Annotated in this window: 20 protein-coding genes; 16 read left to right on the top strand and 4 right to left on the bottom strand. The window is 59.6% G+C overall.

All coding sequences use genetic code 11. The annotated features are described in order from the left end of the window. Complete coding sequence (rplO, locus tag I6I12_RS10740; protein WP_005322777.1) at nt 1-447, top strand: 50S ribosomal protein L15; 447 nt, start codon at nt 1-3, stop codon at nt 445-447. Between the two features lie 239 nt (nt 448-686). After that, a complete protein-coding gene (locus I6I12_RS10735) occupies nt 687-1,175 on the top strand; it encodes a hypothetical protein (RefSeq protein ID WP_023020588.1) in 489 nt (162 codons plus the stop codon). 109 nt (nt 1,176-1,284) lie between these two features. Here I6I12_RS10735 and I6I12_RS10730 read toward each other — a convergent pair whose 3' ends face one another. Together I6I12_RS10730 and I6I12_RS10725 are read right to left on the bottom strand one after the other, a co-directional pair. Further along, complete coding sequence (locus I6I12_RS10730; RefSeq protein ID WP_200288267.1) at nt 1,285-2,787, bottom strand: FAD-binding oxidoreductase; 1,503 nt, start codon at nt 2,785-2,787, stop codon at nt 1,285-1,287. An 11-nt stretch (nt 2,788-2,798) separates the two neighbouring features. Continuing rightward, complete coding sequence (locus tag I6I12_RS10725) at nt 2,799-4,106, bottom strand: class I SAM-dependent methyltransferase (RefSeq protein WP_200288266.1); 1,308 nt, start codon at nt 4,104-4,106, stop codon at nt 2,799-2,801. Nucleotides 4,107-4,482: 376 nt separating this feature from the next. Here I6I12_RS10725 and secY point away from each other — a divergent pair, with 376 nt between their 5' ends. The 12 genes from secY to eccB all read left to right on the top strand — a co-directional run bounded on the left by secY (nt 4,483) and on the right by eccB (nt 14,259). Further along, nucleotides 4,483-5,808 carry a preprotein translocase subunit SecY gene (secY, locus tag I6I12_RS10720; RefSeq protein ID WP_023020591.1) on the top strand — a complete coding sequence of 442 codons (1,326 nt, stop codon included), beginning with the start codon at nt 4,483-4,485 and terminating at the stop codon, nt 5,806-5,808. Then, a complete protein-coding gene (locus tag I6I12_RS10715) occupies nt 5,808-6,353 on the top strand; it encodes an adenylate kinase (RefSeq protein ID WP_023020592.1) in 546 nt (181 codons plus the stop codon). Before secY ends, I6I12_RS10715 begins: the two co-directional genes overlap by 1 nt. A gap of 2 nt (nt 6,354-6,355) precedes the next feature. Beyond that, nucleotides 6,356-7,150 (top strand): type I methionyl aminopeptidase, encoded by a 795-nt coding sequence (gene map, locus I6I12_RS10710; protein ID WP_200288265.1) that lies wholly within the window; start codon nt 6,356-6,358, stop codon nt 7,148-7,150. A gap of 65 nt (nt 7,151-7,215) precedes the next feature. Then, complete coding sequence (locus I6I12_RS10705; protein WP_200288264.1) at nt 7,216-8,067, top strand: L,D-transpeptidase; 852 nt, start codon at nt 7,216-7,218, stop codon at nt 8,065-8,067. Nucleotides 8,068-8,367: 300 nt separating this feature from the next. Next, nucleotides 8,368-8,586: a translation initiation factor IF-1 gene (gene infA / locus I6I12_RS10700; protein ID WP_004566852.1), complete on the top strand. Its 219-nt coding sequence runs from the start codon at nt 8,368-8,370 to the stop codon at nt 8,584-8,586. 183 nt (nt 8,587-8,769) lie between these two features. Continuing rightward, the gene (rpsM, locus tag I6I12_RS10695) at nt 8,770-9,138 is read left to right on the top strand and encodes a 30S ribosomal protein S13 (protein WP_005322765.1); all 369 of its coding nucleotides are present in this window, start codon (nt 8,770-8,772) and stop codon (nt 9,136-9,138) included. Between the two features lie 3 nt (nt 9,139-9,141). After that, the gene (gene rpsK / locus I6I12_RS10690; RefSeq protein WP_005322764.1) at nt 9,142-9,546 is read left to right on the top strand and encodes a 30S ribosomal protein S11; all 405 of its coding nucleotides are present in this window, start codon (nt 9,142-9,144) and stop codon (nt 9,544-9,546) included. A 21-nt stretch (nt 9,547-9,567) separates the two neighbouring features. Next, on the top strand, nt 9,568-10,173 hold the full coding sequence (gene rpsD, locus I6I12_RS10685) for a 30S ribosomal protein S4 (RefSeq protein ID WP_005322762.1): 606 nt from the start codon (nt 9,568-9,570) through the stop codon (nt 10,171-10,173). A 114-nt stretch (nt 10,174-10,287) separates the two neighbouring features. Further along, a complete protein-coding gene (locus tag I6I12_RS10680; RefSeq protein ID WP_005322760.1) occupies nt 10,288-11,298 on the top strand; it encodes a DNA-directed RNA polymerase subunit alpha in 1,011 nt (336 codons plus the stop codon). Between the two features lie 72 nt (nt 11,299-11,370). After that, a complete protein-coding gene (gene rplQ, locus I6I12_RS10675) occupies nt 11,371-11,868 on the top strand; it encodes a 50S ribosomal protein L17 (protein ID WP_023020595.1) in 498 nt (165 codons plus the stop codon). Between the two features lie 135 nt (nt 11,869-12,003). After that, entirely contained in the window at nt 12,004-12,897 is an 894-nt protein-coding gene (truA, locus tag I6I12_RS10670; RefSeq protein ID WP_200289069.1) for a tRNA pseudouridine(38-40) synthase TruA, read from the top strand. A 75-nt stretch (nt 12,898-12,972) separates the two neighbouring features. Further along, complete coding sequence (gene eccB, locus I6I12_RS10665; protein ID WP_200288263.1) at nt 12,973-14,259, top strand: type VII secretion protein EccB; 1,287 nt, start codon at nt 12,973-12,975, stop codon at nt 14,257-14,259. Here eccB and I6I12_RS10660 read toward each other — a convergent pair. Then, nucleotides 14,249-15,388, bottom strand: coding sequence for a S8 family serine peptidase (locus I6I12_RS10660; RefSeq protein WP_234288126.1), 1,140 nt, complete (start codon nt 15,386-15,388; stop codon nt 14,249-14,251). The two genes, eccB and I6I12_RS10660, sit on opposite strands and share 11 nt — an antisense overlap. A gap of 56 nt (nt 15,389-15,444) precedes the next feature. Continuing rightward, on the bottom strand, nt 15,445-16,872 hold the full coding sequence (eccD, locus tag I6I12_RS10655) for a type VII secretion integral membrane protein EccD (protein WP_200288262.1): 1,428 nt from the start codon (nt 16,870-16,872) through the stop codon (nt 15,445-15,447). A 151-nt stretch (nt 16,873-17,023) separates the two neighbouring features. Here eccD and eccCa point away from each other — a divergent pair, with 151 nt between their 5' ends. Together eccCa and I6I12_RS10645 are read left to right on the top strand one after the other, a co-directional pair. Beyond that, the gene (eccCa, locus tag I6I12_RS10650) at nt 17,024-20,743 is read left to right on the top strand and encodes a type VII secretion protein EccCa (RefSeq protein ID WP_200288261.1); all 3,720 of its coding nucleotides are present in this window, start codon (nt 17,024-17,026) and stop codon (nt 20,741-20,743) included. Next, nucleotides 20,744-21,868, top strand: a complete 1,125-nt coding sequence (locus I6I12_RS10645) for a type VII secretion-associated protein (RefSeq protein WP_200288260.1) — start codon at nt 20,744-20,746, stop codon at nt 21,866-21,868. It begins immediately after the preceding gene. Nucleotides 21,869-21,921 lie beyond the last annotated feature (53 nt).

The following is a 21,921-nucleotide window of genomic DNA, read 5'->3' as shown; positions in this document are numbered from 1 at the left end:
ATGGCTGATATCATCAAGCTGCACGACCTGCGCCCAACCGCAGGAGCAAATAAGCCTAAGACCCGCGTTGGCCGCGGTGAGGCATCCAAGGGTAAGACCGCTGGTCGCGGTACCAAGGGCACCGGTGCTCGTAAGCAGGTTTCCGCTGCTTTCGAGGGTGGCCAGATGCCGATCCACATGCGTCTGCCTAAGTTGAAGGGCTTCAAGAACCCGAACCATGTTGAGTACCAGGTAGTTAACGTTGCTGACTTGGCTGAGAAGTTCGCAGATGGCGGCGACATCACTGTTGCTGACATCGCAGCTGCTGGCCTGGTCCGCGCTAATAAGCCGGTCAAGGTTCTGGGCAACGGCGACATCAACGTTAAGTTGAACGTCACCGCTGACAAGTTCTCCAAGTCTGCTGTTGAGAAGATCGAGGCTGCTGGCGGATCTGCCAACACCAAGTAATCTCTTTCAAGTAGATTTTCGTCCCCCTCTCCGCACCAGCGGAGCAGGGGGACGATTTCGTTTGGTAAGCGCCCTGGTGCCGGTATAGAGCGCAGTACCTTGGTTATGGACACAATTGGTGCTGGAAATAGCTGACAGGAAACCTTTATTAATAAATAAGGTTGCCGGTATGGCGATATATATTCATGAGTGTTAAAGTCAATCTTAGTTGAAAATCATCTACCGTTAAGGAGACTCTTATGTCGTCTATTTCTTCGCTGCTCGCAACCGCAGTCGCTGCCATCATGCCATTTGCCGGCTCTACCGGCCCAGTCGACGCCCAGGAACAGCTCTCCCAGCCGGATCCTGCTGAGACCACTCAGACCGCGCCTGCCGAAGTTGGCGAGCAGAACGCTCAGGACCAGCAGCCCGGCGCTCACGCTGAGAAGGGCCGTATCACCGGTGACAAGGAAGACGTCATCAACGGTGACGCAGAGGGTGCCGAAGAGGTCGATCCAGGGTTCAACGGTGGCAACCTGCAGAGCGGTAAGCTGGCCGTGCAGCGTGAGCTGGCCCTAGCTACCCAGGAGGCCGGCCACGAGTTCATGAACATCGAGTTTAAGGATGACCACTCTGCTCACCTGACCTTCCCGGAGACCTATAACCCGGAGAAGGATGAGGCAGCTGTGCAGCGCGTCATGGACGCCCTGAAGATCAACGGCTACGACAACATCACCGCGGCCTACTAAAGCGCGAGTGTCCCAAGACTTCGGGACGAAAAAAGAGGGTGGAACGCTCGGGGAGGGCGTTCCACCCTTTATGCTTTTCCAACCAGGGTAGGCGCGGGGGAGGGAAGGCCTAGGCCTCGTCTACGGTTTTTTCGTACAGGCCAGGGAAGCGGTCATCCGGATCGGTAACCGCTTTGATGGTGGCGGGAAGGTTGCCACCGTAGAGTTCTTCGAATTTTTCCCGGGAATAGAAGGCTTCAGAGTAAAGGGACTTGTGTCCGCCAAGCTCGTTGACCTTGGATTCAATGACGCGGTTGAAAGCGCCATTATTCGGGGCGGAAGGGTCGACGTGGTCGCCTTCTACGCCGGACCAAAAGCCAACATTGACCCAGGTCTGCCCGGGGCGAAGCGGGTAGAGCGGCCAGGGGTCGCTCGAGTTAGAGGCGAGGTCGCCGGTGCCTACTAGCTCTTCCACGCCATCGCGAAGTCGGATTGGACAGAGCCACACCGGCTGGATATCGGAAGCATTAAAGAACCAATGGAGGAATTCCGGCAGGTTTTCTGGAGTGACCTCGATATCTTGGACCACGCGTTCAGCACGTGGCTTGCCGTGGGGCTTTTTGATGAAGTTATATTCCAGCTCGTATTTGCGGTCGAGCCGGACCAATTTCCAATAAAAAGAACTGCGGCGCAATTCGCGCGGCCACACCTTGCGCACCTTCGGGTTCTGCGCGCCAAAGGCGCGCGAGCACCAGAACCAGTCGGTATCCCAGCGCCAGATATAGTCGCGGATGGTCAGGCGGTCGCGCCGAATGTCAGAGGCGTGCTGGAGGCTGCGGTAGTAAATCTTGTCCCGCGTGTAATCGGAGGTTGGGCCCTCCTCGTCGGTAAAGCGGGCGAAGACGAGGTAGGCCTCGTCCTCGGAGAAGACCACGCCGTCGAGGCCATGGACGGGCTCGCCGCGGTGCGTGTGGGAAGAGGCGACGTCGGCAAGCACGCGGCTCGCCTCCTCCACGGTGTGGAAACGCTCCTCGCGCAATTCCACATAGGCGGGCACGGGCTCTAACTCGATCTTCAGGCGCACCGCATAGCCCAGCGAGCCATAGGAGTTGGGGAAGAGACGGAAGAGATCCACATTCTGCTCGCGGGAGCAGGTAAGGATCTCACCCGTGCCGGTAAGCACGTCCATCTCGAGGACGGACTCGTGCGGCAAGCCATTGCGAAAGCTCGTGGATTCCACGCCCATGCCAGTAACCGCACCGCCCAAAGTAATGGTCTTAAGCTGCGGTACGACGAAGGGCATGAGGCCATGGGGAAGGGTGGCATCGACGAGGTCCTCATAGGTGCACATACCTTGCACATCGGCCGTGCGAGCAACCGGATCGACCTCGATGACGCTGCCCAGGCCGGATACGTCTAGGCCCTCTTGCTCCTCGCTACGGCTGCGGAAAAGATTAGAAGTTTTCTTGGCTAGGCGCACGCGCTTTCCGGCCGGGACAGCACGGAAACTCGCCAGCAGCTTGTCGACGCCCTCTTGGTGCGCCGTCCATCCCACCGGCTCAATGGGCATGGCATCCACCGGTCGCGGTTGGGCAGCGGCGAGGCGTTCGCGCAGATTATCAATGAGAGTCATGGCACCCCTCCTTAAAAGCGGCTATCTTCCCACCAGCGGCGCTCAGGCACACCGGCGCGGGAGCCGGCCTCGCCCAGCTTGACGCCGAGGAAGTGATAAAGGTTGATGATATTGCGCTCAAAGCCCCATTCGGATCCGGCCATATAAATGCCGTAGAGGCGAGCGGTGGGTAGGCCCACGGTTGCGCAGGCCTCGTCCCAATTGTCCTTCAGGTTCTCGCACCAGTCATGCAGCGTGCGCATGTAATCAAACCGGAGGGACTCGGTGTGGATGACTTCGAAGCCATTATCTTGCATCGCCTTGGTGACATTGCCGGAGCCGGTGAGCTCGCCGTCCGGGAAGATATAGCGGTCAATGAAGCCGCCCTTGGGCGTCTTGTGGTTATCCGGGTAGGTGATGTTGTGGTTGAGCATCAGGCCGCCCACCTTCAACTTGCCATGGAGGAACTTGAAGAAGTCATCGTAATTCTTTACACCGATGTGCTCGATAATTCCGATGGCGGAGATAGCATCGAATCCCTCTTCGGTGATATCGCGGTAATCCATGAAGCGTACTTCCGCCAAGTCTTGGAGGCCTTCCTCCTCAATCTTGCGCTGGCCCCACTCGGCCTGTTCCTTGGATAGAGTGACGCCAATGGACTTCACGCCGCGGCGCGCTGCGTAGCGCACCATGCCGCCCCAGCCACAGCCCACGTCCAAGTGGCGGTCACCTTCCTTGAGACGCAGCTTGTCGAAGATGAGACGGTATTTATTCTCTTGCGCTTCCTCCAAGGTGGCGTCAGGGGAGGGATAGTAGGCGCAGGTATAGGTCATCGAATTGCCCAAAAACAGCTCATAAAAGTCATTGCCCACGTCATAGTGATCAGAAATGACATCCGCATCGCGTTGCTTGGAGTGCTTAGACAGGCCATCATGCACCTTGCGGCGCAACCACGAGGCTCGCTCTACCTCTGGTACCGGCTGGATTTGGAAGGCACCCATGGACGCTAGGGAACGGACAACACGTGCCAGCGTTTTTGCATCCGGCTTGTGGAATTTGTCGTACATGGCATGCAGGGCGTCAAAAATTCCATAGGGATGGGCGGGGTGATCGCCATACACCGTGATGCCGTCGGTGACATAGGCGCGGGCGAATCCCACATCGCCGGGATGGGTGGCTATAAAAGACAAGCCTTCAAGGCTGTTAATAGTCACCTTGTACTGGGCATCCTCCGGTCCGGTCGCGGATCCGTCGAAGGCTTCCCAGCGGAAGGGATTGGGGCTAGGGACAAATACGTCGATGATCTCAGCTACGGTCATCGGCGTGAATTTCTTTTTCATAAGTACTTCTTTCGAAAATAGTTGGTTCACACCAATAACGGCCTCGTGGCGCATGGGGCTGTGAGGTCGGAGACTTTACTAGGGGATTGCATGTTTGCAATACCCCCTCATGGTAAACCCCGAAGGCAAAACGTGCGAAAGAACAAGCAATGATGGTCACACTATTGGGTATTGATGTGGCTATGGGGGACAAGGCTGGTAGGGTTGTGGGGTCATAAGTGTTCAACCGTCCCTGAAAGAAGCCTAAAATTCCCCTTAGCTGTCCAGCTTGAGGGGTGCGGTTTCCTAGGGGCAGATGAGTTTCCACCTCCGTGTATGAGCGCGAAACCCTCCCTAGATTTCGCGTTCGGCAGCGGTAGGCCAGGAGGATTTTGTAGTGTCCGCCATTATCCAGGCTTTTAAGGATGCCGACCTACGTAAGAAGATCATCTTCACCATCGTGATGGTCATTGCGTACCGCGTCGGCGCACAGATTCCGTCCCCGGGTGTTGACTATGCGTCAATTGCTGGCCGCTTGCGCCAGCTGACCGAGCAGTCCGGAGACCTTTACTCCGTCATTAACCTCTTCTCGGGTGGCGCGTTGCTGCAGCTGTCGATCTTCGCCATCGGCATCATGCCGTACATTACGGCCTCGATTATCGTGCAGCTGTTGACCGTGGTCATTCCCCGCTTCGAGGAATTGAAGAAGGAAGGCCAGTCCGGTCAGGCCAAGATGACCCAGTACACTCGCTACCTGACCTTGGCGTTGGCGTTGCTACAATCCTCCGGCATCGTCGCACTGGCAGACCGCGAGCAGCTGCTGGGCCAGGGCGTGCAGGTCTTGGCAGAAGACCGTAACTTCTTTACCCTCATCGTCCTGGTAATCACCATGACGTCGGGCGCCGTGCTGGTGATGTGGATGGGCGAGCTCATCACCGAAAAGGGCATCGGTAACGGTATGTCCCTGCTCATCTTCGCTGGTATCGCAACCCGCCTTCCAACCGATGGTGTAAGCATCCTGCAGAACAATGGTGGACTCGTCTTCGCCATGGTGGTAGCCGGCTTGGTCATCCTGGTTGTTGGCATTACCTTCATCGAACAGGGCCAGCGCCGCATTCCGGTCCAGTACGCCAAGCGCATGGTTGGCCGCCGTCAGTACGGTGGTTCCTCTACCTACCTGCCGCTGAAGGTCAACCAGGCCGGCGTTATTCCGGTCATCTTTGCCTCCTCCCTTATCTACATGCCGGTGCTCATTACCCAGATCGTGAACTCTGGCTCCGCCGGTACCCCCGATAACTGGTGGCAGCGCAATGTCATCGCACACCTGCAGGCGCCATCGTCCTGGCAGTACATCGTGCTGTACTTCGTGCTGACTATCTTCTTCGCTTATTTCTACGTTTCGGTTCAGTACGATCCGGCGGAGCAGGCGGATAATATGAAGAAGTACGGCGGCTTCATCCCGGGTATTCGCCCGGGCCGTCCGACCGCGGAGTACCTTGGTTATGTGATGAACCGTCTGCTGTGCGTGGGCGCCCTGTACTTGGCAGTTATCGCCATTTTGCCGAATATCCTCTTGGATCTCGGTGTGGGCCGCGCTTCTGCCAGCGGTACCTCCGCCTTTGGCGGTACGGCCATCCTGATTATGGTCTCTGTCGCTTTGACTACGGTCAAGCAGATCGAGTCCCAGCTACTGCAATCCAACTACGAAGGACTACTTAAGTAATGCGTCTTGTACTTCTAGGACCTCCCGGTGCCGGCAAGGGCACCCAGGCAGCTATCCTCAGCGAGAAGCTAAACGTTCCGCATATCTCCACCGGCGACCTCTTCCGCGCCAATATTGGCGAGGGCACTCCGCTGGGTGTGGAAGCAAAGTCTTATATCGATGCAGGCAAGCTGGTACCTACCGACGTCACCGCTCGTATGGTCGAGGATCGCCTCAACCAGGACGATGCCAAGAATGGCTTCCTGCTGGACGGCTTCCCTCGTACTACCGAGCAAGCAGACATCCTGGAAGAGCTGCTGTCCAAGAAGGGTGAGAAGCTCGACGGCGTGCTCAACTTCGAGGTATCTGAGGACGTAGTTGTCGAGCGCATGATGGCTCGCGGCCGCGCCGACGATAACGAGGAGACCATTCGCACCCGTCTCGGTGTATACCGTGAGGAGACCTTCCCGCTCATTGAGCACTACGGCGATGCCATTATCCCCATCAAGGCCGAAGGCACCGTGGAGGAGATCAACGCCCGTGCGATGGAAGCACTGGGTAAGTAAGCATGGCTTTTCGACGCCGCAGTAAGCGCATCCCCGCCCGTACCCCGGGTGAGCTAGACGCCATGCAGGCCGCCGGCGAGATCGTCGGTAAGGCACTGCAGGAAGTCCGCGCTGCTGCGGCGTCTGGCGTATCTACCATCGAGTTAGATGCAGTGGCCGAACAGACCATTCGCGATGCCGGGGCTTATCCCACTTTCAAGGGCTACGAAGGCTTCCCGGGCTCCATTTGCGCTTCCGTTAATGATGTCATCGTCCACGGAATCCCAGACCAGGAAACCGTCCTCGCCGAAGGCGACCTAGTCTCCATTGATTGTGGTGCTACGCTCGACGGCTGGGTCGGCGATAGCGCCTGGTCCTTCGCCGTGGGCGAGCTCGCCCCAGATGTCGAAGCCCTCAATAAGGCCACCGAGTATGTCCTTATGGAGGGCATGCAGGCTATGGTTCCAGGCAATCTGCTTACCGATGTCTCCTATGCCCTCGAACAAGCCACTCGCCGTGCTGAGGAGAAGTTCGGTGTGGAGCTTTTTATCGTCGATGGCTACGGCGGACACGGAATTGGCCGCACCATGCATGAGGAACCGTACCTAGCCAACGAAGGCCGGCCCGGACGCGGCCCGCTGATTCAGGAAGGTTCCGTACTGGCCATCGAACCCATGCTAACTTTGGGCACAGAGGATTCCGCCGTCTTGGAGGATGACTGGACGGTCGTTACCCTCGATGGTTCCTTTGCCGCCCACTGGGAGCATACGGTGACCGCCACCGCCGATGGTCCCCGTATTCTCACCCGTCGCTACTGACACATATTCCCCAATATTGCCTGTTGTACTAGGCAGATACCCCCCGAAAGGTTATACTCACAGCTATGTCTAAATTTAGCTTCCGCAAGTTCCGTGCCACGGTCGCAGCGCCCGCAGTCGCTAGCGTGATGGCCTTGAGTGCCACCGTTGCGGCTCCTGCCGCTACTGCCCAGGAGGTTCCTAACCTGGATCAGCTCCGCTCCAAGGCAAACTCTGACCTCGCACAGCTCTCTTCTCAGTCCGGCCTAGATAGGCTCACCGCTGATGCAAAGGCACAGCTGGATAATTTTTACGGCCAGACCCGCGAGCAGGCGTGGAACACCCGCAACCAGATTTTGGACCAGGCGGAGAAGTTCTCTCCTGAGCTGGCTCCTAGCGTTCAGACTGCGGTGGATGGCGCCGTTGAATTCCTCTTCCCGGGTCTGATTGCTCAGAAGAATGAGGAAGCACGCAAGGCTCGTGAGGCTGCGGCCCGCGCTAATGCCGAGCGCGTTGCCGCTGAGAAGGCTCGCTCCGAGGCTGCCGCACGTAAGGCGGAAGCGCAGCGCCGCGCCAAGGAGTTTGACCGTGGTCCGTGCCCTGCGGACGCCAAGGTTTGTGTTGACTTGAACGGTCGCCGCACCTGGCTGCAGGACGGTGGCAAGGTCTCCTATGTCTCCCCGGCAATGTCGGCTGGCATGCAAGGTCAGGAAACCCCACGCGGCACCTTCCACGTCACCCGCAAGGTAGAGCACGAAATCTCCCGCGAGTTCAATAACGCGCCGATGCCGTACTCCATCTACTTCACCAACAATGGCCACGCTTTCCACTTGGATGACCCGGCCGTTGACTCCAATGGTTGCGTACACCTGCCGCCGGACGCTGCAAAGCGTTACTGGGATAACGTGCAGGTCGGCGATAAAGTATTCATTTACTAAAGTCTCCCGCCACTGCGCTAATTGATTCCCCCGCGTTGGTTCTCCGTGAAGGAGGGCCGGTGTGGGGGATTTCTTCTCTCTGGCGGTCTTAAAATGCTGACTGTGGGCACAAGGCTAGGGGAGAGAGGGAATCGCATAACTCGACGTCGAAAAGCGCACTGGTTTGGAAAACGTGTCGCTGCAGCGTATGCTGTTAAGTCGGTGTATTACGCCAGTGAGACTGGCGCAGATACGCCACCGCAGTAGACAACAAACATGCAGGTGACGGCACACTTGTCCGTCGCCAGAAAAGTAGAGGTTATGGCTAAGGAAGGCGCAATCGAGGTAGAAGGCCGCATTATCGAGCCTTTGCCCAACGCAATGTTCCGTGTCGAGCTCGACAATGGACACAAGGTTCTTGCACATATTTCTGGCAAGATGCGTCAGCACTACATTCGCATCCTCCCAGAGGACCGCGTGGTTGTAGAGCTGTCTCCTTATGACCTGACCCGTGGACGCATCGTCTACCGCTACAAGTAAAAACTGTAAGCCTCCTCACCCAAGGGTGAACCTGTAGGTTCACCCTGTCCACCTCAGGCTACGGTGGCCTGAGCCCACACTGGTAAGTAACCCAAGGATTCCCGGCACGGTCCGGGCGAAGCGTTGCATGGAGTGGGACGGATGGGGAGAAAACCGCCGTAACAACCCGAAAGGACACGCCATATGGCACGTCTAGCTGGTGTTGACCTCCCACGCAATAAGCGTATGGAGGTCGCTCTCACCTACATCTACGGCATCGGTCCAACCCGTGCCAAGGAACTGCTAGAAAAGACTGGCATTTCTCCTGACCTGCGCACTGACAACCTGGATGATGACCAGCTGTCGGCGCTCCGTGACGCAATTGAGGCTACCTGGAAGGTTGAGGGTGACCTCCGCCGTCAGGTTCAGGCTGATATCCGCCGCAAGATTGAAATCGGTAGCTACAAGGGTCTGCGCCACCGTCGTGGCCTGCCTGTACGTGGCCAGCGCACCAAGACCAATGCGCGCACTCGTAAGGGTCCGAAGAAGACGATCGCAGGAAAGAAGAAGTAATTCATGCCTCCAAAGACTCGTTCCGGCGCGCGCCGTTCCGGCCGTCGCGTCGTAAAGAAGAATGTGGCTCTCGGCCACGCATATATCAAGTCCACCTTCAATAACACCATCGTCTCGATCACCGATCAGACCGGTGCTGTTATTTCCTGGGCATCCTCCGGCCACGTTGGCTTCAAGGGTTCCCGTAAGTCCACTCCGTTCGCCGCTCAGATGGCAGCTGAGAACGCTGCACGCAAGGCAATGGATCACGGCATGAAGAAGGTTGACGTATTCGTCAAGGGTCCGGGCTCCGGCCGTGAGACCGCCATCCGTTCCCTGCAGGCCGCAGGCCTCGAGGTTTCCTCGATCACGGATGCCACCCCACAGCCGCACAACGGCTGCCGTCCGACCAAGCGCCGCAAGGTTTAAGGGAAAGGAAGAGGTAAGAAAATGGCTCGTTACACTGGCCCCGCTACCCGCGTATCCCGCCGTCTTCGCGTCGACTTGGTCGGCGGAGATATGGCATTCGAGCGCCGCCCGTACCCACCGGGACAGGCTGGCCGCAACCGCATCAAGGAATCTGAGTACCTGCTGCAGCTCCAGGAGAAGCAGAAGGCAAAGTACACCTACGGTGTGCTGGAGCGTCAGTTCCGTCGCTACTACGCAGAGGCTAACCGCCTCCCGGGCAAGACCGGCGATAACCTGGTTATCCTGCTCGAGTCCCGCCTGGACAACGTAGTTTACCGTGCAGGTCTGGCACGCACCCGCCGCCAGGCTCGCCAGCTTGTCTCCCACGGTCACTTCACCGTGAACGGCAAGAACATCAACGTTCCTTCCTACAAGGTCACCCAGTACGACATCATCGATGTCCGTGACCGCTCCAAGAAGATGGAATGGTTCGAAGATGCTCAGGACGCCCTCATCGATGCCAACGTACCGGCATGGCTGCAGGTTGTTCCTGATACCCTGCGCATCCTCGTGCACCAGCTGCCCGAGCGCGCTCAGATCGACATTCCGCTGCAGGAGCAGCTCATCGTCGAGCTTTACTCGAAGTAAACTGTTATTCCGCGAGGCCTTTAATGGCCTGGCGGAGAACCAGGAATCTTCGAACCCGAAGATTTTTACCCCTCTACCGGCGTCAAATAGCGGTCGCCGAAAAGGAGAATTTCAATGCTCATTTCCCAGCGTCCTCAGCTCACCGAGGAATTCATCGACTCGTCTCGTTCCAAGTTCGTCATCGAACCGCTCGAGCCGGGCTTTGGCTACACCCTCGGTAACTCGCTGCGTCGTACCCTGCTGTCTTCCATTCCGGGTGCAGCAGTAACCTCCATCAAGATCGATGGTGTTCTCCACGAGTTCACCACCATCAACGGTGTGAAGGAAGACGTTTCTGAGATCATCTTGAACATCAAGAGCATGGTGCTTTCTTCCGACTCTGATGAGCCGGTAGTTATGTACCTGAGCAAGGAGGGCCCGGGCGATGTCACCGCGGGCGATATCCAGCCGCCGGCTGGCGTGGAGATCCACAACCCGGATCTGCACATCGCTTCCCTGAATGACACCGCCAAGCTGGACATTGAGCTCGTCGTCGAGCGCGGCCGTGGCTACGTCCCAGCCGCTCCTACCTCCGGTGAGATCGGCCGTATCCCGGTCGACCAGATTTACTCCCCGGTTCTGAAGGTCTCTTATAAGGTCGAAGCTACTCGTGTTGAGCAGCGCACCGACTTTGACAAGCTGACCATCGACGTCGAAACCAAGAACTCGATCTCCGCACGCGATGCACTGGCTTCCGCCGGTGGCACCCTGGTCGAGCTTTTCGGCCTGGCTCGCGAGCTGAACAACGCTGCCGAAGGCATCGAGATCGGACCCTCCCCGCAGGAGACCGAGTACATCGCTGCTTATGGCATGCCGATCGAAGACCTGAACTTCTCCGTCCGCTCTTATAACTGCCTGAAGCGTCAGGAGATCCACACCGTGGGCGAGCTCGCTGAATGCACCGAGTCCGACCTGCTGGATATCCGCAACTTCGGCCAGAAGTCGATCAATGAGGTAAAGATCAAGCTGGCTAACCTGGGCCTGGCTCTCAAGGACACCCCTGAGGACTTTGACCCGACCCAGCTCGAGGGCTACGACGCAGAAACCGGTGACTTCAAGGACCCGGCTGCTGAGGATTCCGAGTAAAGAACCCCGCTGACTTGCGGCAATTACCTAATTGCCGCGCGCTCAACTTTTACCGCATACGAGGAGTACACAATGCCAACCCCTAAGAAGGGTGCCCGTCTCGGCGGCTCCGCCAAGCAGCAGGCTCACATGCTGAGCAACCTGGCAGCCAGCCTGATCGAGCACGGCGCTATCAAGACCACCGATGCTAAGGCGAAGGTTCTTCGCCCGTACATCGAAAAGATCATCACCAAGGCTAAGTCCGGCACCGTTGCTGACCGCCGCGCAGTGCTGAAGCTCATCCCGCGCAAGGATGTCGTTTCCTACCTGTTCGACGAGGTCGCACCGAAGTTTGAGAACCGTGAGGGTGGCTACACCCGCACCATCAAGCTGGACAACCGCACCGGTGACAATGCCCCGATGTCCCAGATCTCCCTCGTTCTTGAGGAGACCGTGACCTCCGAGGCTAACCGCGCTACCCGCGCTGCCGCTTCTAAGGCCGCCGAGGCTGAGGAAGCTAAGGCAGACGAGGCTGCAGAGACCGAGGCACCTGCTGAGGAGACTGCAGCTGAGGAGTCCGAGGAGAAGTAATTCCCCTTCGGCCTTAGCGCTTTGCCGCCGCCTTTCCCACTTGTGGGAGGGCGGCGGCTTTTTATGTCTGCACTCTTCGGAACGGTGCACGGGGAGCTGGGCCCGGCTCTGGTCAAGGGAAGCGCCTCCGGTAGCATGAATCCCACCATGACTGTTGCAGCATCTACCACCGCAGAAGGGCCGGCAGACGGGTTCGTGCGCCTGCGCTTGGACTTGGCCTATGACGGAACGGATTTCCACGGCTGGGCGAAGCAAAAAGGCGGTCTGCGCACCGTGCAAGGCGTGCTGGAAGAAACACTCGCGATGATTGCCCGCGCCGAGGTACCGCTAACGGTCGCCGGCCGGACGGACGCCGGCGTCCATGCGCGTGGCCAGGTCGCCCACGTGGACGTTCCCAAAGAGATGCTGGAGCAGCGCTCAGTGGCGGGGGAACCGGGGAAGCTGGTGCGTCGGTTAGCAAAGCTTTTGCCTGAAGACGTGCGGGTACATAGCTGCGAGTTTGCGCCCGCGGGCTTTGATGCGCGTTTCTCGGCGTTGCGCAGGCATTATGTATACCGGATTACTACCAGCCCGCGGGGCGCTTTGCCGACGCGTGCGCGGGATACCGCCGAGTGGATAAAGCCAGTGGATATCGATGCGATGCAGGAGGCCGCCACCGCGTTGGTAGGCCTGCATGACTTCGCGGCCTTCTGCAAAGCTAAGCCGAATGCCACGACCATTCGTGAGCTGCAAGAGTTCTCCTGGCGGGATATTTCAACGCCCGAAGAACCGGAGCTTTTTGAAGCCCGCGTGAGCGCCGATGCGTTTTGCTGGTCCATGGTGCGATCCCTGGTGGGGTGCTGCCTGCGCGTAGGGGAGGGGCGCCGCGATGCCGACTTCGCCGCAGCGCTGCTCCACGAGACCAAACGTTCCTCCAGCATCCCCGTGGCTCCGGCGAAAGGGCTTTCTCTGGTGGCCGTGGATTACCCGGCGGCGGATCAGCTGGCCGCCCGCGCCGAGGCTACTCGGGAACGGCGCAGCGCCGACTAGCTTTCCAGGTGGCGGTAGGAGCCTACCTGGGATAGCCTGTGTGCTGGGTGTACACAGACTTTTCGGGGGAAAATCATGGCACGTCCGCTGCCTACTACTAAGGCCCAAGTTTCGGGGCATAAATTTCTGCGCCGCCGCGTCGAGCACGGGCTCGTATTGGGCGATATCAGGATGATTCATGATCCTTTGGCAAGGCGGCGCAAGGCCCTGCTTTTCGGCGGAGTGGGCGTAGCCTTCCTTGCGGTGGGCTCCGGCATGCTCGCATGGCTGCAACCGAGCCCACAGCCGGGTGATGCGCCCATCGTGCGCTCGAAGCAAGGCCAGCTATTTGTGGATGTCAATGATACCTACCACCCAGTCTTCAACTTGGCTTCTGCGCGCATCATCGCCGGTCAGGCTGCCGAGGCTCAGGCGATAGGGGATGAACACCTGCACGACGCGCTTCTGGGGTCCCCGGTAGGGATCGCGGATGCCCCGGGGTACCTTGCGGCTGCCAGCGAGACTCCGCAGCAGCGCTGGGCGGCCTGTTTGGCAGGTAAAGAGGAGTCCTCAGGGGCGGAAAACCCGACTAGCATCGGCGGCCACCAGGTTGCTGCACAAGAGGTCATCGTGCTTGCCGAGCCCGACCAGGAAGGCCTAGGGCCGGAGCGCGCCGCATTGGTGGAGACCGAAGGCACGCAGTGGCTTATTACTCAGGACGGCCGGGTGGCGTTGCCTGATCCCTCTAGCACCCAGGGGCGTGTGGTGCGTCGCGCGATTGGTGTGGACGACGGCACCCACGCCTGGCCCATGCCGCCTGAGCTGCTCAATGCTTTTGCGGAGTTGCCTCCGCTGAATTTTCCGGCGCAGCCGCCGGAGGTCGTAGACACAGGCCAGGGCCTATGGGCGCGCACACCCGATGGCGTCGCCGAGCTTACGCCCACGCAGGCGCAGATGCTTATTGGATTAGGCGCCAAGACGGCGACATCCACGGCCCAGGAGATTGCTGCGCTTGCCGACGTCCCCTTAAACCTCAACCTTCCCTCCACCACTTTCCGCTTTGTGAGCCCAGACGATGGTTGGATGTGTGCGAGTAATGAGGGCGGCGGGGAAGTGGTACCTGCCCAAGCAGGTACCGTAGCCTTGGCTGGTGAGGCGGTGGCGCAGCGCTTTGGTGGTCTCAACGGCGGAGGCGTAGGAGTAGATAGCGGTCATGGCTACCACGTGGTTGCACCGACGGGTCAGCGGCACGAGGTCAAGGATAAAGAGACCTTAGAGGCGCTGGGCACTGGTGTAGGCGCGCGGGTGCCCTGGGAGATTCTGCGTTTGCTGCCGGAAGGCTCGGCGCTTAGCCGGGAGCAGGCGCTGCAGGTCAGCTCTTAGACCACAGCCCGCGCCACGTTGCCCACGCGGCTAGCGCCAACGCCAACCCGCCGAGTACCCATGCACTGTGCATAGGTGCGCGTGATGTGCTCTTTTCGGCGGGGCGGATAGCCATTGCTCGGGTATCTCCGAGCGTGGATGATTCCACGTGGGTGAGCACCGTGAGCGGGTCGACGAATCCGTGTCCCGGCTCCGCGGCGTCTTCTAAGCGTTTACGCAGGGCGGCCGGGCTGTCATCGGGGAAACGCTGCGCCAGTAGGGCCGCCGTGCCGCTGACTACCGGCGCGGCAAAGGAGGTGCCGTGAAATTGGGACGTGCCGTCCGTGCCCTCTTTGCCGTCGGCCCATCCGCCGGCGGGATTGAGCGCGAGTGGTACAAATCCTTGCGCAGCCAGTTGTGGGCCATCCGCCGAACTCAGAGAGTAGTCAGCGAGCTCGTGCGAATCCGCTTGGGCGCTTACTGAGAGCACTGTGGGCGAATCCGCTGGAAATACTCGGTCACCCATCTCGCAGCTACCGGAAGAAGCGTTGCCGGATGCGGCAATTACCACGGATCCAGATTCTTCCGCATGTGCTAAAGCACCGTCCAACCGGGAAGTATCCACCTGGGCGGCCACATCCGGCGGGACGCAAGAAACAACGGAGATATTGATGATGCGGGCGCCGCCATCGGCGGCGTCATCAATCGCTTGGGCCAAGGTATCTAGCGAGCCGGTGGTATTGTCTTCTCGCTCTTGGCGATAATGCGCGCTGGTTTGGCGCACAGCGTAGATTTCCGCCCGTGGCGCGATACCAATATCGTGGCCGGCGATGATACCGGCTACGACGGTGCCGTGCAGGTCGCAGTCGCGGTGCGGCTCCGGTTCCTCCGGCGCGATAAGGTCCGCGCCGCCGCTGAGGTGCCGCAGCTGATCGTGGGTAGCCACGCCGGTATCGATAACGGCAACCTTTACGCCCTCCCCGGTGGCAAAGGAGTGCAGACGGGCGCGGTAGTTGAGCTGATCCTCGCTAGGTTGGGGCGAAAGCGGTGAGGAATGCGCGATTGCGCATTCGCGGTCCGGTTCACGTGCGGTCGCATCGGGAGCGGTTACTAATGCCGCAGCACCTAAGGTAACGGGAAGTATTGCCACAGCTATGCAAGCAAGAAGCGCCGGGCTTATCCACAATGTAGTAGGTAGACTGCGCATCATCCGATACCCCTGATGAGCATGAAAACGCCGGTTAGGTGGGCGGCGAGTGGCAAGCTGGCGGCAATAGCTAGGGATTCGATGCGCTCAAACCAAGCGATGGTGGTGGGTTCTAGCCCCGCCACCTTGGACGCCCACAGCGGGGCACTAATCATAGCGATGAGAACGAGACCGGAAATCAAGGCTGGTGCCCAAGCATGTGCGAGCCCGGAATCTACTATCGCGTGGGTGGCACAGAGACAAGTAGCCAGGCACGCGGCAATTGCCAAAACCATGAGTGCCCAACTGGCTAGCGCACGACCGTGCCGGGAGGCGTGCATAATTACGGCACCCGCGGAAGTAACACAGAGTGCTTGGACGAAGCCCGCGCCGGAGCCCTCAGTTCCAAAAAGCACCGAAATGTACTCGGTGAAAGAATCAGGCGCGCCATGGGTCGGCGATAGGGCCGGACCACTGCCTGTAAACGAGAGAGCGATGAGCGCCGGAATAAGACAGAGTGACAGGCCGCAGCACATTCCCTCGTAGGCGCTGCTGGCGCGGCACGCGCGGCTATCGACATCCGGCTGGCTAGCATCGGATACCGCAAGATCTTGGCCGGCCGTGGGCAGCTGCGGAACCTTGAGGCCAGCAGTAGCAATGCTCAATGCAGGGGCAGTGGCCAGCATAATAATGCCGGCGATGATGACACAGGCAGCGGCCGCCGTACCGTGGCTGGCGTGTAGTCCTGCCTTTGGTCCAGGCAGCAGATACCCCAATGCCGCGATGAAGATGAGAGCCGAGACAGTGAGTGCCGCAGAGCTGGTGCGAACCGTGCTTAACCCGGTGACGTGGCAGGCAAGTAGCACGATGAGCAGGGTGAAACAGGCGGTAAATGCGGCAAAAGGCGCCTCATCCAGCGAGGGCGAAATTATCACCCAGCCGCACGCCATGCTGGCCACCAAGCTAAGGTGCACCAGCGACAGGACACGGATCCACAGGGCGAGCAAAAGCGCTCCTGCGGCCAGCGCCGCCCACGCCGCAAGGGGAAGGGTGCTAACCCAGAGCAAAGCGAAGGCGGCAAGTAGCCCTCCCCACGCCCAAACAACAGGAAGGGCAGCGGTAGTATCCTCCTCGGCCGCGGCGGCAAGCGATTCTGCTGCATCTCGAATCACCGGCGCAGGGCGGCGCTCGCGCGGACTAATAACCAGGATGGCGCCTTCGGTAAGTGGAGTGGCGGCCAGCGGGGCGGTGAGATCGATAGCGCGGCCAGAAACAGTACTGGCGCGCCAGGGCTCGGAAATCGTGGGCGCATCCACTAAGTCCGTGATTTCAGCCAAAAGCTCGCCCACGCTGGAACTCAACGGTAGTGCCACGTCCGCCTCTTTGTGGAATGTACCGGCGTGAATGCGGATGGTAAGGCGCAGGTGGTGCGCTGTAGCAGTAGTCATTATTCCCCCGAAAGTCAATGGATTGTGGGCGTCCCCCTTGCCCAATGCCACATATTGTGGCTTACTAGTGGCGACGTGTCCACCGCAGCGCGAGGAATCTTGGCAGGGGGCTAAGGGCGCTGGCGCGTGGCTCGGGGGAGGTTACCTAAGCATGCTTGGGATCGGGGATACCCGTGTAATTGAGCCGTTGACCATGCCATTGCGGGATGCTGCACCGCCGCTGCCCACCGGGAGCATTGAGGCCGAGGAGGTCCCAGAGGCAGTACGCCCACAACCGGTACCGCTGGTGCGGCTGCTCCTTCCGGTGGTGATGATTGCGGCGATGCTTGGCATGGTCGCCCTTATGGTGCTTGGTGCGGGAGATTCCCGGCAGATAAGCCCGATGGCCTTGATGTTTCCGCTGATGATGCTGGCGAGCATGGCGATGATGTTTGGGCCCAATAACAGCGGGCAGGATCCTGATGAAACCCGACGCACCTACCTGCGCCACATCAAAGCCTTACGGGAAAAGGCCCTATGCAACGCTTCTGCGCAGCGCGCACATGAGAACTATCGCCACCCCGCACCGGAAGAGCTTAGCGCGCTGATAGGCTCGCGTCGCATGTGGGAGCGCGGCCCCGATGACTCGGATGCCCTCGAGGTACGCGTAGGAACTGGGCCTACCACGCTGTGCACTCCCATCAACGTGCCGGATTCTGGAGCCACCGAGGACTTAGACCCAGTGTGTGCAGTGAGCATGCGCCAGACCATCAAAGCGGTGGGTACCGTGCCCGATATGCCGGTGGTTATTCAATTGCAGGCTTTTCGCTTTCTTTCTGTTTCCGGTACGGCGTCGACGCGAGGTGAAGAGCCTGCGGATCCCGCCCGCGATATGGTGCGCGCTATGGTCCTCCAGATGGCATTGGCGCATGGCCCAGAAGCTTGCGGCATCGAGGCTCGTGGTGGGCCGTGGGAATGGCTAAAGTGGCTGCCCCACGCTCGCACGCCGGAGAAGGCACGCTTTCGCATCCTCATTGTCGATGGCGTGCTGACTACGGGCACCGAGGATTTTTTCCACGATGATTCTTACACCACCATCATCGAGGTCGCAGGGGCGCCGTCCTCGGCGCTGGGGGTACGTGCCGAGCACGAAGGCCTAAGCCTGGTGGCAGGGGAGCACTTGCAGGTAGTCACCGCAGCCGGGGTGGAAGAACTAGGGGCTCCCGATGGAATGGGCGTGGCCGCTGCGACATTGCTTGCGCGCAGCATGGCTTCCTTTCGCCGGCCCGATAGCACCTCTGGCCGCCATGGAAGTGACCTCATGGGCCTTTTAGGCTATCGCGACGTGGAAGAACTAGCGGCCAGCGGCATGTGGCATGGCCGAGAAGGCTCGGCGCGCCTCATGGTGCCCGTCGGCATCGATACGGTCGGCCAACCCGTCACGGTGGATCTTAAGGAATCTGCCCACGGTGGCATGGGCCCGCATGGCCTGTGCATCGGCGCGACCGGCAGCGGCAAGTCGGAGCTCCTACGCACCCTCGTCACCGCGCTTGCAGCTACCCATAGTCCGGACGAGCTGAACCTCGTACTGGTGGATTTCAAAGGCGGCGCTACTTTCTTAGGATGTGACCACCTGCCGCATACCTCTGCAGTGATTACTAACTTGGAAGAGGAATCTACGCTGGTAGAGCGCATGTACGATGCCATCTCCGGTGAGATGAACCGCCGCCAAGAGTTGTTGCGCACCGCCGGAAACTTCGCCAACGTCAGCGAGTACAACGCTTCCGCCGCTGCAGTACGCGAGCACGGGCCACTGCCCGCCTTGGTCATTGTTGTTGACGAGTTCTCGGAGCTTTTGGGCCAGCACCCTGATTTTGCGGAACTTTTCGTTGCCGTTGGCCGCTTGGGGCGCAGTCTCCACGTGCACCTGCTTTTAGCCTCTCAAAGACTTGAAGAAGGCCGGTTGCGGGGGCTGGATTCCCACCTGTCCTACCGAATCGGGCTAAAAACCTTCTCTTCGGCGGAATCCCGTCAAGTATTGGGCGTGACCGATGCCTACCATTTGCCCGGCCAACCCGGCGCGGGCTACCTCAAGTCTGATGCCGAGGCGTTGATTCGTTTCCAAGCCTCCTATGTTTCTGGGCCCGTGCCGCGCCGGGCGATAGCTGAAGCTCATGGGGACGGACCCGCCGTAGCCCGCGGCCGCGTGCAGTTCTTTCGAGGTTGGGCAGAGGAGGAAGAAAGCACTAGCCCTGTGGTTGTTCTCGATGACACCACCACTGTGCTTAGCGAGGTCGTGCGTGCCGCGGCAGAAGAAGCCCGATTGCGTGATCAATCGGCGCACCGTATCTGGCTGCCGCCGCTACCACCGGTCATTGAGCTATCTGCATTACCCGGACTGTCTAGCGGAGCGGACGTGGGCGCCTCGTCGTCTGTTGCAGGTAACGGGACGCTGCTGGCTCCCGTCGGCATTATTGATAGACCGTATTACCAACGCCAAGATGAGCTGATAATTGATTTCCACCAGCACGGCGGGCACATGGCCTTATGCGGCGGCCCGCAGTCAGGAAAATCAAGTGCGCTGCGCACCATCGTCTCGGCTCTGGCGCTACGGCATAGCCCCAAGGCGGCACGCTTCTACGTCATCGATTTGGGTGGCGGTCAGCTAGCGTCTCTGGAGAGACTGCCCCACGTTGCCGGAGTTGCCGGGCGTGAGGAGGGGGAAAAGGTGCGGCGCATTGTGGACGAAGTAGCCGGTCTTGTTCGCCGCCCGGAACAGTGCGCAACTTTCCTCGTCATCGATGGCTGGCACCACATTGGCACCTCCAGCGCGGAGTTTGAAGACATAGCGGAGAAAGTCACAGAGATAGTCGCCGATGGCGCCTCTGCCCACGTGCATGTCGTCATTGCCACCTCGCGGTGGACCACGATGCGCCCCGCTATCCGCGATCTCATAGCGAACCGACTTGAGCTGCGCCTTGGTGAGTCCTTGGATTCGCTTATTGACCGCAAGTTGCAGCAGAAGCTACCCAGCGCGCCGGGCCGCGGGCTCACCTTGGCCGGAGAGAATATGCTCCTAGCTCGCACATCAAACCAGGACATCGCCCACATTTGCCGCGTTCATACCGCAGCCGATCCAGTTCCGCAACTCAAGATGCTGCCCGCGGTACTCACCCCGTCTGCCCTTGCTACTCAAGGGGAAATTCCCGACGGCGAGATCGCCTGGGGCATCGGCGGACGGGATCTCGATCCGCTGACGTGGAATCCATCGCGCGAGCCGCACCTAGTGGCAATAGGAGCGCAGGGTTGCGGCAAGTCCACCTTCTTGGCACAAATAATGCGCGGTATCTGCGCCTTCGCGCGGGAAGACGCTCGCCTTGTGGTCATCGACCAGCGGCGGGCCCACTTGGGAACTTTGAACCAAGACATGGTTGCCGCTTATGCCGCAACGCAGACAAGTGCACAAGAGACCATTCTCGATACTGTCCGGACACTGGAATCCCGCCTGCCGGGCCCGGATATTACCCCAGCGCAGCTCGCCGCACGAGACTGGTGGAAGGGCCCAGATATCTACTTAGTCATCGACGATGCGGACCTGCTGAGCGATATTGCCCTTTCACCGCTCCTGGAGCTACTCCCGCACGCCCGCGACATTGGCCTGCATCTCATCGTCGCTCGCAAGTCCGGTGGCATTGGCCGCGCCCTTTTCGGCCAATTCTTCTCTGCAGTGCGCGATCTTCAACCAGCGTTGCTGCTTTTCGACGCCGACCGGGACGAAGGCACCATCTTTGGCCTTAAACCCAGCCAACAACCACCCGGCCGCGGTCAGTGGAGCATCCGGGGTGAAAACCTCGGCGTCGCCCAAGTGGTGTACCCAGAAGGAGAGAAGTAAATGACCACCAACCTCAGCGCGAATTCGCATACCGGCGCCCCAATCACTGACGGTGGGGAGACTAACGCTGTACCAATTACCGTCACGATCCTAGACGCGGCCACCATTTTTGAAGGGCCTGATTCGGTATACCGCTACGACCTGCCGGGTACCGGCATCGTGGAAGGTTGGGCTTTGGGGCAGGTCATGGATCAGATTTCAAAGTTGGCCGGGCCGTCCTGGCCCGACGTGGAAGCTTGCGTGGTGGCAGACTCGTCCGGCACGGACATTGCGCAGGAGGCCACCACCATTGTCAGCCGGCAATTGGAAGTCACCGGGGTGCGGCTCATTGACCCAGAACCAGCTATCTCCTCGTTAGCTACGTCAACCTCATTTGGAACCCCTACTCATCCGGCTACGGAGATTGCGGAACCAGCTTCTCCCACCAGAGTGATGGAAGCGCCAGCCTATGATGAGCCAGTAACACCAAGCTGGTCCGACCGGCTGCGCGGTTGGCTCGGGGCTATTGATATCTTCCACCTCGCAATTGCAGTGGTCATTATTGCCGTTGCCGGAGCTTCCTGGTGGGCTATCGGCGCACGAGATTCAGCAGACAGTGATGCCGCCTCAGGTGATTCCCGCCCACAACCACGCGCCGCACAGCCGGGCCGCGACAGCGCAATGGAATCCGTGCCCAACTCGCCAGAGTCCAGTGCCGTGGATACTGCAGAACCAGGTGGTAACGAATTAAATCCAGGGGAGAAGCATCTAGATATTGAGGGGATGTTTGTGGTCGTTCCCACCGGGTTTCATACCAAGGTAGAAGATGGGTTGGTTACCGCCACCGGGGAGGATCCGAACCTGCGTATCCTATTGGCGGCGGATGAAATGTTTAACGTTCCGGCGGATGCACTTTTTAAAGAAATCCGCGCGCAGGTCGACGAAGACCCGGCGCTACGCGATGCCACCGATAAGGCCGGGCGCCTGAGCTATACCGAAGACCCAGGGGACGGCTCTTTGGTGGAGTGGACTACCTGGGAAGACCGTGGGCATCAGATGTCTGTGGGGTGCCATACCCGCCACAATTCCAATGCTGTGCAAAAGGCAGCCTGCCGCATGGCTACGGAAAGCCTGGTCAAAAAATAGTCTTAAAAACTTTGCCCCAGGCGGGAACCGTTTGGTGGAAAGTTCAGTCCAAT

The organism is Corynebacterium kefirresidentii, assembly GCF_016599755.1.
Classification (GTDB): Bacteria; Actinomycetota; Actinomycetes; order Mycobacteriales; family Mycobacteriaceae; genus Corynebacterium; species Corynebacterium kefirresidentii.
Note: the sequence above shows the minus strand (reverse complement) of the source record. Positions and strands in the feature narration are given on the sequence as shown.